This is a genomic window from Lelliottia nimipressuralis, from assembly GCF_004115925.1.
Lineage (GTDB): Bacteria > Pseudomonadota > Gammaproteobacteria > Enterobacterales > Enterobacteriaceae > Enterobacter > Enterobacter nimipressuralis.
In genome coordinates this window covers 22,288-34,806 of sequence record NZ_SDDX01000025.1, presented here as the reverse complement: position 1 = coordinate 34,806, position 12,519 = coordinate 22,288, and the positions used below count along the sequence as shown (strand labels likewise).

The window sequence follows — 12,519 nt, the reverse complement described above, 5'->3', positions numbered from 1 at the left end:
CAATTCCGCCACCGTCGCAATGTCACAACTTATCAAATAATGGGGTGGCTAATGGGATTCGAACCCACGACAACTGGAATCACAATCCAGGGCTCTACCAACTGAGCTATAGCCACCACTACTTATTCTTTCACGCGGTATGTACTACTACCACCGCAGCTCGAACGCCACACTACTTTATTGGCGCGCCCGACAGGATTCGAACCTGAGACCTCTGCCTCCGGAGGGCAGCGCTCTATCCAGCTGAGCTACGGGCGCTTAGCGCCGTTGCGGGGCTGGATATTACGGAGGTCTCGGTCTGCTGTCTAGTGCTTTTTTGAAAATAATGCGCGTTTGGTTACGCTTTGTGCATTTTGTCGCTTATTACTCCACTTTCTGGATTTCAGCGTGGCGGCTGAGACCAAAAAGCTTATAGCCAATCGACACGGCGGCCATAAAGATAATCCCGACAAACAGCGACATGCGGGTATCTTCATTAAAGTACATGCCGATTAAGACGCAAATCAGGAACGCCATCGTTAAATAGTTCGCCCACGGGAACATAATGGAGCGGAACGGGTGACTGGCGATCGCCTGCTTGTGCGCCTGACGGAAACGCAGCTGACTAATCAGAATCACAAACCACGGCACCATGCCCGGCAGCACGCTGGCACTGTAGACATAGACGAACACGCGCTGCGGATTGGGGATGATGTAGTTCAGGCACGAGCCGATCAGCAGAATGGCAATGGAGACCGTTACGCCCGCTACAGGCACGCCAGCGCGGGAGACTTTACCCATCGCCGCCGGCAGCTGACGGTTTTTCGCCAGTGCGTAGAGCATACGTCCACAGCTGTACATACCGCTGTTACAGCCTGAGAGCGCCGCAGTCAGCACCACGAAGTTGATAATCCCTGCCGCCGCCGTGATACCAATTTTCGCGAAGGTCAGCACGAAGGGGCTGCCGGTGGTGCCAATCTGGTTCCAGGGGAAGATGGTGACGATAACGAAAATCGCGCCCACGTAGAAAATCAGGATACGCCACAGCACTTTGCCGACCGCGCTACGCAGCGTGACCTGCGGGTTTTTCGCTTCCCCGGCGGTGATACCGATAAGCTCCACCCCCTGATAGGAGGCAACCACGATACAGAGTGCCGTCAGGAAGCCCTTCCAGCCGCCCGCAAAGAACCCGCCATGCTCGGTCAGATTGCCAAAACCAATCGCCTGACCGCCGTTGCCGAAGCCAAAGAAGATCACACCCAGCCCCACCACAATCATTACGATAATGGTGGTGACTTTAATCATCGCAAACCAGAATTCGATTTCTCCGTACAGACGCACAGCTGCAAGGTTCGCGAGCGCTACCAGCCCTACGGCGATCAGCGCGGGTATCCATTGTGCCATTTCCGGGAACCAGAACTGGACGTAGACACCTATCGCTGTGATCTCCGATATCCCCACCGCCATCCACATAAACCAGTAGGACCAGGCCGTGAGATAGCCGAAGAAGGGGCTCATGTACTTGTGCGCGTAAACGGCGAAAGAACCGGCAACCGGCTCAAGGAACAGCATTTCGCCCATCGAGCGCATGATGAAGAAGACGAACAGTCCCGCGACGATGTACGCCAGTAAGACCGACGGGCCTGCCCATTTAAGCGTGCTTGCGGAGCCCATAAACAGGCCGACGCCGATAGTGCCGCCTAGCGCTATCAATTCAATGTGACGAGCTTCCAGCCCACGCTGAAGCTCAGGTTTTTTCTCTGCCATAAATCCTCGGTTGTGTTTGCTGTTGCCCGGCTTTTGCCGGTTATTATTTTTGGGTACTGAAATACGGGGAGGAATGGTTTCTTAAATCCTGCTAAATGGCAAACGATGCATTAAAAAAATGAACGTATTGCACAGAAACGCAGCAGTTTTGCAGGCGGGTTGCAGCGCGAATAGCACATCGCGCTACATTTTGATTACATTTTGCCGGTGTAATGCCAGGCCAGATAGCGCAGGAGTTTAATCTGTCGTTTAATGCGGCTCGGCTGGGACAAGAGGCGATATAACCACTCCAGCCCTAAGTTTTGCCACACTTTTGGCGCACGCTTCACATGGCCGGTAAAGACGTCGTAGGTGCCGCCAACGCCCATATACAGGGCATTCGGGTAAACCAGACGGCAGTCGCGCATCAGGATTTCCTGGCGCGGAGAGCCCATCGCCACGGTCACGATTTTCGCGCCACTGTCGCGAATGCGTTCAAACAGCGTCTGACGATCCTCGGGTTTGAAGTAGCCATCCTGGCTGCCCACGATATTAACATTCCACTGCGCGCGGAGTTTCTGCTCCGTCTGCGCCAGCACATCGGGTTTACCGCCAATCAGGAATACTGGCGTTCCGTCCTGCCCTGCCCGCGCCATCAGCGCTTCCCAGAGATCGGCGCCGGCAACGCGAGAGACCTGTGCCTGTGGAAACTTTTTGCGAATCGAACGAACCACGCTGATGCCGTCGGCATATTTAAACTCGGCGGCTTCAATCAGGCTTTTCACTTCCGCGTTATCTTCAATCGCCAGCATTTTTTCGGCATTGATGGCCACCAGGGTGCCAGATTTGATCTGCCCATCAGCGCAGAGATAATCCAGCGCATGCTGCATATCACGCCAGCCGATGAGCTGCAGGCCGCGCAGCGCATAGACCGGCGCAGAGGTATTGTCAGTCATTATTATCCTTACTCAGACTTGGGAAAGCGTGCTGGTTGCCCGCGTCAGTCGTCGGTGAATCAGGCCCGCGCTATCAAACAGCCAGTACAACAGTTTCGCCAGCAGCAGACAGAGACCGAAGACCACCATGAAAAACACCACGCGCGACACAAACGAATCCAGCCCTTCACGCGCCAGCACGATCATATTGAAAATGGCACCAAAACAGAAACTGTGCAAAATCGCCGCTTTATAACGGTTGGTCTCTTCGTTCCCGCGCACATAAAGCCAGTCGAACCATTTGATGATAAGCCCAACAGCCACGGCGCCCGGCAGGATAAACCACACACCGCCCATCACCACCAGCGAGCCAATCAGCGTCGGGGAGATCGCCAGGCCAGAGTGGTTGTTGAGCACTTCCCAGGTAAAGTAGTTCGCCGTATTCAGCACCACGCCAGGCCGGTCGGGCCACAGCCAGGTCGGGATAAAGACGTAGAAATCACGCGCGATGGGGGCCAGCCCCTGGAAGTCGATTTTGTCGTAGTTTTGCAGCAGTAGCGCCAGGTTTTCCCACGGCGAGAAGGTGTCTCGGGTAAGGTACAGGAAGGTGTAAAACGCTTCGTCACCACTCACGTCCATGCCGTAACGCTTGAGCGCCAGCCAGAACATGCCGACAATCCCAAACACCCCTGCCGCAACCAGCATCCAGAGCGAGATCCAGCCGCGAATGATGCCGATAAACAGGAAGATCGCGAAGGCAATGATGATATTCGCGCGCGTCCCGCCGACGATCATATAGGTCAGCAGACCGAAGGCCACCGTGCTCACCAGGAAAAACAGCCAGGCTTTGCTGTCCTGACGCAGGAAGTAGATCACCAGCATCGCGGGGATGAAGAAATAGAAGAAACGCTTAAGTGCCACGCCGGACACTTCGGCGGAAAAAATCTGGCTGTAAGAGTGCAGTTTGAACAGCAAAAAGCCGTTATGCATGAAGAAAATACCGACACTCACCAGCGCGATAATCATCAGCATCACCCAGGTCAGGTGCGTTTCCACCCGATTCATGGTGAACAGCGGACGGCGCGGCGCGTGGTTCACCGGACGTAAACGGGTCTTATAGGTGACGTAGTACACCGCGTAGAAACAGGTGGCAGATAACAGGGCCTGCATCAGAATTTCTGGCGGGGCGACGGCCACGTCAAAGCGGAAGACCAGAATACTGGTCAGCGGGAAGCCGAAGAAGAAGGTCAGCAGGAACAGCAGCGAGAAGAAGACGTTGAAGTTAAAGCGCACGCGGCGGAACTCAAACCAGGTGAGCGTGCCGATAAACAGCGAGGCCAGAAGCCAAATCACCAGTAAGCCGCTAAATTCCAACTGGCTCATGCTTTGTCTCCTGCAGCTATCCGCAGCGCCTGATGCCAGGGCGTGAGAAAATTCGGGCTGAAAAAGTCGATGGCATTTTTATCCACCAACGCCAGCTGACGCTGTGCTTCGCGCACCACCTCCTCATTGAGATCGTCCGTGGTAAACAGCACCGGAATGTGCTGCTCCGCCATATCCTGCCAGAAAGGATTTTCACGGTTAAGCACGCACGGAACGCCGGCCTGAATCAGGAGGCACAGCGTGCCAATCCCCTGCTGGCGCGCAAAGATGAAGTAGCCGAGATCGCATTTTCTGAGCAGGGCCAGGTAGTCGTCAAACTCGAGCTTTTCGCTGAGGATCTGCAGATTATCCGGGCTGAACAGCGCCAGCGCGCTCTGACGGACCTCCGCAATATATGTGTCGTTATGTGCAGGATAGCCCATCGGCACAATCACGTTCACCGTGTCGCCAAAATGCTTATGCACCGCTTTTAGCGCTGCGATGTGTTCGTTACTGCGATCGCCCGAATTGCCAACCAGTATGGTCAGCTTGCCTTCGCGCTGCGTATCGTTCGCCATCGTGTTCAGCGCAGGGTCCATCCGCGTGGGGAAATAGAGCAATTCACCGCGCACGTTTGGGTGCTGTTGCGCGAAAAAGTTCAGGTCGCCGCGCGTCGCAAACACGCAGCCAACGCGCCCCTGAGCCATACGGCGCAGGGGATAGAAAAGGCGGAATTTCCAGCCGCGCGACACTTCATACAGATCCGCGCCCCAGATATGCCAGTTAAACTGCGCAGGCTTGATGCCGCCACTCAGCAACGCCAGCCACAGGCCGGTATTAAACTGGCCGTGAAAGAAGAAACGCTGCTCGCGATTGGCTTTGGCTTTAGCGATCACCGCGTTTGCCAGCGCGGATTTATCCGGCCAGAAGCTTAACGACAGCGCAGGAAAGGCGGCGCTTAGCCCCTTATCCTGGCCCGCGACCATAAACTCGCGCGCGTCGGCGCTGCCGGCCGCCAGCGAGTCATTAAAAAACTGTAATACTGTGCGGTTGTGATGCGGGATATCCGACCCCAACACGTGAATCAGTGCAGTCATGCGCGTCTACGCCAAAGTAAAAATACGCCGCAACAGGCAGCAAAATAGACAATGTAAGTGGCCATATAGGCCTGAGCCGCCCCCAGCGCGCCATGCGTTGGGATCAGCCAGTGCGAGAAACCGGTCAGCAGCGTGAACTGGCTAATCTCTGCCAGGATATACAGCCGCAGAGAGGCTTTGGCAATCACCAGATAGCCGAAAACGTAAGCACCCACTTTCAACACATCGCCCACCAGCTGCCAGGCGAACAGGTCGCGCATCGCGGTAAATTTCGCAGAGAACAGCAGCCAGATGGCGACGTCGCGCAGCAGCCAGACGGTTAAACTCGCGGCAGCCACAGCAGGAAGCACAAAACGCAGTGAGCGGCCAATTTCGCGGGTGATATCCTGCCGGGAGGTCAACCGCGACAGAGTCGGCAGCAAATAGACACTGAACGAAGCGGTAATAAACTGGAGATAGGCGTCAGAAATACTGCTGACACCCTGCCAAATCCCGACCTCATCCCAGCTGTAGTGCGCTGCCAGCAGGTTTCGCATCATCACATACGCCACGGGGAGCGTGACGGAAGTGATGAGCGCCATCAGGGTAAATTTCCCTAACTGCCCCGCCAGAATTTTGTCCCACTGCGGCTTGAGATAGCTCAGGGGAATAGTGCGCCTGCGCATCAGCATAAACGCGGCGGGAATGACCACCAGTGCCGGAACCAGCGCCAGGCCAAGCAGCGCGCCTTCATAGCCGCCAAGACGATAGCAGACGTAATAGGCGATCACGCCGATAAGGCTGCCCAGAATCAGCGCCAGCGCATTTCCGGCGGCGTCGCGGAATCCTTTCATTAAGGCTAACAGCAGGTTAGCCCAGGCGATCCCCATCTGCACCAGCGCCACCAGACGTACCAGCCCCTGGTAATGGGTATTGCCGAAGAGCGCCTGACTGACAGGCGCGGCCGCCAGTAAAAAGACGATGGCCAGCAGCGTGGAGAACCCGATCACCATCGCCGAGGACGTGCCGACCACCCGACGCAGCGCGGCCGCATCGTCGTGATGCTGGGCTACGTATTTGGTGACACCGTTGAAAATACCGGCCCCGGCAAGCACGCCGAGTACGGTGACGAGCTGACGGAAGTTACCGGCCTGCCCGACACCAGAAGGGCCAAACGACACCGCCAGCATTTTTACAACCAGCAGCCCTGCGCCAATCTTGACGAGTGTGGACGCGGCGGTCCACACCGATGCTTTCGCCAGTGACATATCAGCGGAAGTAGCTCAGAAGGGTATTAATCACCGTGCGCTGATTCACCGGCGCGAGGTTGTAGAACAGTGGCAGACGAAGCAAACGCTCACTTTCTTTGGTGGTGTAACGATCGTCACCGACAAACTGGCCGAACGCTTCACCCGCCGGGCTGGAGTGCAGCGGAATGTAATGGAACACCGCCATAATCTCAGCTTCTTTCAGGTAAGCGATCAGACTGCTGCGATCGTCGTTGTCGCGCAGTTTGATGTAAAACATATGTGCGTTGTGAACGCAGTCTGCCGGAATCGTGGGCAGCTCAATACGCCCTTTTTGCGCCAGCGGCGTCAGGGCATCGTAATAGGTCTGCCACAGGGTCAAACGCTGCTGGTTGATGCGCTCAGCCGCTTCGAGCTGCGCCCAGAGATAGGCGGCCTGCAGATCGGCCATCAGGTAGCTGGAACCGATATCGCGCCAGGTGTATTTGTCGACCTGACCACGGAAGAACTGGCTGCGGTTGGTCCCTTTTTCGCGGATCACTTCAGCCCGCTCCACCAGCGCGCGGTCGTTAATCAGCGTTGCACCACCTTCACCGCCCGCCGTGTAGTTTTTGGTTTCATGGAAGCTAAAGCATCCGATATGGCCAATAGTACCCAGCGCACGGCCCTTGTAGGTGGACATCACGCCTTGCGCGGCGTCTTCCACCACGAACAGGTTGTGCTTTTTGGCGATGGCCATGATGGTGTCCATCTCACAGGCCACACCCGCATAGTGTACCGGCACAATCGCCCGCGTTTTATCGGTGATTGCCGCTTCAATCAGGGTTTCATCGATGTTCATCGTATCCGGACGGACATCCACAAAGATAATTTTGGCACCACGCAGGACAAACGCATTCGCCGTCGAGACGAAGGTGTAGCTCGGCATGATGACTTCGTCGCCCGGCTTGATGTCCAGCAGCAGAGCAGCCATCTCCAGCGACGCCGTACAGGATGGCGTTAGCAGCACTTTCGCACTGTGAAAACGCTGCTCCATCCACTGCTGGCAGCGACGGGTAAAACCACCGTCTCCGCAAAGTTTGCCGCTGCCCATGGCAGACTGCATGTAATCAAGTTCGGTGCCCACAACGGGAGGCGCGTTAAATGGAATCATCTTGTCACCTGTATAACCAGTAAGCGGTCGCATCAATGTTGCCACCGCTGGCAATGTAACGTTTAAGCGCGGCGGTGTTGCCCAGTTGGGTCGCCACCCGCAAAGTTGATAACTGACGCTGCGCGGCCCAACTCAGGGCGGCCTGCATGAGTTTGTCGCCCATTCCGCGCCCGGCGAGCAGGCCAATACGCGCTTCGCTATCGCTCAATTGGCGCAGCGAGACAAACGCCTGGATATCACCGCTGCTTTCGCGGAAAACCAGACATTCATGGTCAAACGTGCCTTTGACGGCGTTTTCAATCCACTGGGCGTAAAAACGACCGCTGGCGTCGGGCGCATACCACGGCGCGCGAAAACGGCTTTGCGCAAAAGCCTGCGCGGCCATCTGGCGCAGCGCGGGGATATCCTGTTCGGTCGCCACTTCTGCGGCAGCAGGGCTGTGCTGGGTGACGGCAAGGCTCAGATCGACTTCGCCTTCCACCAGTTGAAAACCCAGCGTTTGCAGAGCATCCAGCCAGTCGGCGCGCCCTGCCGGAATTTTGGCCTGTACCCGCTCCCACGGCGAAAAATCCGCCGCCGTGAGTGCCGGAGCATCGTCGCGAAAGCGCACTACCGCAGAGGAGAGACCAAAAAATTGACTCTCCCAGGTTAGCGGTTCAATACTGGCGTGGACGCGCACGAAGCAGCTCCAGCAGATATTGACCATAACCTGTTTTAGACAGTTGACTGGCGGCACGCTTCACGCCATCATCGTCCAGCCAGCCATTACGCCATGCGATCTCTTCAAGACAGGCAATTTTAAACCCTTGCCGTTTCTCCACGGTCTGCACAAAGGTACTGGCTTCAATTAAGCTGTCATGAGTCCCGGTATCAAGCCAGGCAAAACCACGGCCCAACAATTCGACCGTGAGTTTTCCATCCTCAAGATACATCTGGTTAATAGACGTGATCTCGAGTTCACCACGTTCAGACGGCTTCACCCGTTTCGCATAATCAACAACGTTACTGTCGTAGAAATAGAGTCCCGTTACGGCCCAGTTCGATTTAGGATCTTTTGGCTTTTCTTCCAGACTGATAGCGCGGAAATTGTCGTCGAATTCCACCACCCCGAAACGTTCCGGATCCATCACCTGGTAACCGAAAACCGTCGCGCCTTCGGCGCGGGCCGCAACATGACGTAACTTAGGACTAAAACCTTGACCAAAGAAGATATTATCGCCAAGAACCAGACATGAAGGCTCGCCGTTTAAAAATGCTTCACCAATGATAAAAGCCTGAGCCAGCCCGTCCGGGCTTGGCTGCTCTGCGTAACTTAGTTCGATACCGAACTCGGAACCATCACCCATCAGACGCTGGTAGGAAGCTTTATCTTCCGGCGTTGTGATGATCAGGATTTCCCGGATACCCGCCAGCATAAGCACTGACAGTGGGTAATAAATCATCGGCTTATCGTAAATCGGGAGCAGTTGCTTTGACACACCCCGTGTAATTGGATGCAATCGCGTCCCGGAACCACCCGCCAGAATAATACCTTTCATAAGATTTCCTCTGCGTTACCCCTGAAGACCCAAACGTTCGCCTTGATAGCTCCCATCAAGAACATGTTTCCACCAGCTCTCGTTTGCAAGATACCACTCAACCGTTTTACGGATACCGCTTTCGAAGGTTTCGCACGGAGTCCAGCCCAGTTCACGTTGAATCTTAGATGCGTCTATGGCATAGCGAAGGTCATGGCCCGGCCTATCGGTGACAAAAGTAATCAAATCACGATATTGACTAATACCTGCTGGTTTGACAGGAACCAGTTCTTCAAGCAGGTCACAAATCGTGGTGACAACATCCAGGTTTTTACGCTCGTTATGACCACCGATGTTATAGGTTTCGCCGGGTTGCCCCTGCGTCGCCACAAGGTACAGCGCTCTGGCGTGGTCTTCCACGTACAGCCAGTCGCGAATTTGCTGCCCATCGCCATAAACTGGCAGCGCTTTCCCGGCAATAGCATTGAGGATGATTAAGGGAATCAGCTTCTCAGGGAAATGGTATGGCCCATAATTGTTAGAGCAGTTTGTCACCAGCGCAGGAAGTCCATAAGTTCTCTGCCAGGCGCGAACCAGATGATCGCTGCTGGCTTTCGAAGCAGAATACGGGCTGCTTGGCGCATAAGGTGTGGTTTCAGTGAAAAAATCATCAGATGAATGCAGATCCCCATACACCTCATCCGTGGAGATGTGGTGAAAGCGGAAATGTGCTTTTTTATCGCCAGTTAATCCATTCCAGAACTCCCGTGCGGTCTCGAGCAAATTATAGGTTCCTATAATATTGGTCTCGATAAATACCGCAGGACCATCGATAGAACGGTCTACATGGCTTTCGGCTGCCAGATGCATCACAACGGCTGGCTCGTAGGTCGCGAAGACCTTTTTTAGCGCTTCACGATCGCAAATATCGATCTGCTCAAAGGCAAAACGGTTGTCGCCCGTTACAGGCGCCAAAGACGCTAAATTGCCAGCATAGGTCAATTTATCCACCACAACGACCGAATCGGCGGTACTTTCAAGAATGTGGCGGACAACGGCAGAACCAATGAATCCCGCGCCACCAGTGACCAAGATCCTTTTCAACGCCATACCCCTTTCGTATCAACAATATACTTCTGCTGCACCGCATCGCTGCTGATGGCTTTGAACTGGCTATGGTCCACCAGCAGAACCAGCACGTCGGCAGAGTTCAGTGCATTTTCCAGCGTCGCGAGCTGGCAGTGCGCGGTCAGTTTCTTCGGCAGGGTATGAATATTTGGCTCCACAACCAGCGTTTCACCGGTGTGCCAGCTGGCAATCATCTCGGCGATGCCCATCGCCGGACTTTCGCGCAGGTCGTCGATGTTTGGCTTAAACGCCAGGCCAAAGCAGGCGATTTTTATCTCGCTGGCGCGCTTGCCGCTTTCGGCCAGGCAATCTGCTACCGTAGCTTTCACCTGGTTCATTACCCAGTGCGGTTTACCGTCGTTCACTTCACGGGCCGTGCGGATCAGGCGAGCCTGGTCCGGGTTTTGTGCCACGATAAACCACGGGTCCACGGCGATACAGTGACCGCCCACGCCAGGTCCTGGCTGGAGAATATTGACGCGCGGATGACGGTTCGCCAGGCGAATCAGTTCCCAGACGTTAATCCCCTGGTCGGCACAAATGAGTGACAGTTCGTTAGCAAAGGCGATGTTGACGTCACGGAAGCTGTTTTCGGTGAGCTTGCACATTTCTGCCGTGCGGGAGTTAGTGACCACGCACTCCCCTTCGAGGAAGATGTTGTAGAGTTCGCTGGCACGCGCAGAGCAGACGGGCGTCATCCCGCCAATTACGCGGTCATTTTTGATCAGCTCAACCATTACCTGGCCGGGCAGAACGCGCTCCGGGCAGTAGGCGATATTGATATCCGCCTGTTCGCCTGCCTGCTGCGGGAAGGTCAAATCAGGGCGGGCTTCCGCCAGCCATTGGGCCATTTGCTCGGTCGCGCCGACGGGAGAAGTGGACTCCAGAATCACCAGCGCGCCTTTCTTCAGCACTGGAGCAAGGGATTTTGCTGCCGCTTCGACATACACCATATCCGGCTCATGCTCGCCTTTAAACGGCGTCGGCACCGCGATCAGATACGCATCGGCTTCCACCGGCGTTGTGCTGGCTTTGAGAAAACCGCCTTCAACTGCGGTTTTGACCACTTTGTCAAGATCCGGCTCCACGATATGAATTTCACCACGGTTAATGGTATCCACCGCATGCTGGTTGATATCCACCCCGATAACCTGTTTTTGACGCGATGCAAAAGCGGCCGCAGTCGGCAGTCCAATGTAACCAAGACCAATGACAGAGATGGTAGAAAAACTCATAGCGTTACCCGATTATGTTTAAGTGCATGCAAAATACGACTGCAGGCCTGCCCGTCACCATAAGGGTTATGGGCGTGGCTCATCGCCTGGTACTCTTTTTCATCGTGCAGCAGGCGTGTCACCTCTGCCACGAGATGTTTAGTGTCGGTCCCGACCAGGCGTACCGTTCCGGCTTTAATAGCCTCCGGACGCTCGGTCGTTTCACGCATTACCAGCACCGGTTTACCCAGCGACGGTGCCTCTTCCTGAATGCCGCCGGAGTCGGTCAAAATCAGCCACGCGTGGTTCATCAGCCAGACGAACGGCAGATAATCCTGCGGCTCAATGAGGATCACGTTTTCGATATGGCCGAGGATGCGGTTAACCGGCTCGCTGACGTTCGGGTTGAGGTGGACCGGATAGACGATCTGGACGTCAGGGTTTTGCGCGGCGATCTCCGCCAGCGCATGGCAGATTTGCTCGAACCCACGGCCAAAGCTCTCGCGGCGATGGCCCGTCACCAGGATCATCTTTTTGCCAGCGGTGAGGAACGGATAGCGCACCGCCAGCTCTTCGCGCAGAGCGTCGCTGGCCATCACGCGATCGCGAACCCAAATCAGGGCGTCAATCACCGTATTGCCGGTAACGAAAATTTTGTCATCACGGATGTTTTCGCGCAGCAGGTTCTGCCGGGAATTTTCGGTTGGCGCAAAGTGATACATTGCCAGATGACCGGTAAGGGTACGGTTGGCCTCTTCAGGCCACGGAGAATAAAGGTCGCCGGTGCGCAAACCGGCTTCAACGTGCCCGACCGGGATGCGTTGATAGAATGCCGCCAGGCTGGTTGCGATGGTGGTAGTGGTATCGCCGTGCACCAGAACCACGTCTGGTTTAAACGATTCCAGAATAGGCTTTAGCCCTTCCAGAATGCGGCAGGTAATTTCGGTCAATCCCTGCCCCGGTTTCATAATATTGAGATCGTAATCCGGGACAATAGAAAAGAGATTTAAAACCTGATCAAGCATCTCCCGATGCTGCGCGGTAACGCAAACTTTCGCCTCAAACCAGGGATCATTTGCCAGCGCATGGACCAGCGGCGCCATCTTGATGGCTTCCGGCCTTGTGCCAAATACGGTAAGTACTTTCACATCGATTCTCTTCG

11 protein-coding genes and 2 tRNA genes are annotated in these 12,519 nt (G+C 55.3%); all 13 read right to left on the bottom strand.

All coding sequences use genetic code 11. The features are described from left to right. Positions 1–40: 40 nt before the first annotated feature. The 13 genes from ETG88_RS18900 to wecB all read right to left on the bottom strand — a co-directional run bounded on the left by ETG88_RS18900 (position 41) and on the right by wecB (position 12,505). Positions 41–116, bottom strand: a tRNA-His gene (locus tag ETG88_RS18900). A 65-nt stretch (positions 117–181) separates the two neighbouring features. Beyond that, a tRNA-Arg gene (locus tag ETG88_RS18895) sits at positions 182–258 on the bottom strand. Positions 259–363: 105 nt separating this feature from the next. Next, positions 364–1,746 carry a bifunctional threonine/serine APC transporter ThrP gene (gene thrP, locus ETG88_RS18890; protein WP_100778430.1) on the bottom strand — a complete coding sequence of 461 codons (1,383 nt, stop codon included), beginning with the start codon at positions 1,744–1,746 and terminating at the stop codon, positions 364–366. A gap of 194 nt (positions 1,747–1,940) precedes the next feature. Then, positions 1,941–2,681, bottom strand: a complete 741-nt coding sequence (gene wecG, locus ETG88_RS18885; protein WP_123429972.1) for a lipopolysaccharide N-acetylmannosaminouronosyltransferase — start codon at positions 2,679–2,681, stop codon at positions 1,941–1,943. Positions 2,682–2,693: 12 nt separating this feature from the next. After that, the gene (gene wzyE, locus ETG88_RS18880; RefSeq protein ID WP_100778428.1) at positions 2,694–4,043 is read right to left on the bottom strand and encodes an ECA oligosaccharide polymerase; all 1,350 of its coding nucleotides are present in this window, start codon (positions 4,041–4,043) and stop codon (positions 2,694–2,696) included. Continuing rightward, positions 4,040–5,119, bottom strand: a complete 1,080-nt coding sequence (locus tag ETG88_RS18875; RefSeq protein ID WP_129036102.1) for a TDP-N-acetylfucosamine:lipid II N-acetylfucosaminyltransferase — start codon at positions 5,117–5,119, stop codon at positions 4,040–4,042. Before ETG88_RS18875 ends, wzyE begins: the two co-directional genes overlap by 4 nt. Then, positions 5,116–6,366 (bottom strand): lipid III flippase WzxE, encoded by a 1,251-nt coding sequence (wzxE, locus tag ETG88_RS18870; RefSeq protein WP_129036101.1) that lies wholly within the window; start codon positions 6,364–6,366, stop codon positions 5,116–5,118. The genes ETG88_RS18875 and wzxE overlap by 4 nt, the downstream gene beginning before the upstream one ends. Position 6,367: 1 nt before the next feature. Next, entirely contained in the window at positions 6,368–7,498 is a 1,131-nt protein-coding gene (gene rffA, locus ETG88_RS18865) for a dTDP-4-amino-4,6-dideoxygalactose transaminase (protein ID WP_107702634.1), read from the bottom strand. A gap of 4 nt (positions 7,499–7,502) precedes the next feature. Further along, entirely contained in the window at positions 7,503–8,177 is a 675-nt protein-coding gene (rffC, locus tag ETG88_RS18860) for a dTDP-4-amino-4,6-dideoxy-D-galactose acyltransferase (RefSeq protein ID WP_233446137.1), read from the bottom strand. After that, positions 8,155–9,036: a glucose-1-phosphate thymidylyltransferase RfbA gene (rfbA, locus tag ETG88_RS18855; RefSeq protein ID WP_129036099.1), complete on the bottom strand. Its 882-nt coding sequence runs from the start codon at positions 9,034–9,036 to the stop codon at positions 8,155–8,157. Before rfbA ends, rffC begins: the two co-directional genes overlap by 23 nt. 15 nt (positions 9,037–9,051) lie before the next feature. Continuing rightward, the gene (rffG, locus tag ETG88_RS18850; RefSeq protein WP_129036103.1) at positions 9,052–10,119 is read right to left on the bottom strand and encodes a dTDP-glucose 4,6-dehydratase; all 1,068 of its coding nucleotides are present in this window, start codon (positions 10,117–10,119) and stop codon (positions 9,052–9,054) included. Continuing rightward, positions 10,116–11,378, bottom strand: coding sequence for a UDP-N-acetyl-D-mannosamine dehydrogenase (gene wecC / locus ETG88_RS18845; protein WP_129036098.1), 1,263 nt, complete (start codon positions 11,376–11,378; stop codon positions 10,116–10,118). Before wecC ends, rffG begins: the two co-directional genes overlap by 4 nt. Further along, positions 11,375–12,505: a non-hydrolyzing UDP-N-acetylglucosamine 2-epimerase gene (gene wecB, locus ETG88_RS18840; protein WP_102105666.1), complete on the bottom strand. Its 1,131-nt coding sequence runs from the start codon at positions 12,503–12,505 to the stop codon at positions 11,375–11,377. Before wecB ends, wecC begins: the two co-directional genes overlap by 4 nt. Between the last annotated feature and the right edge of the window lie 14 nt (positions 12,506–12,519).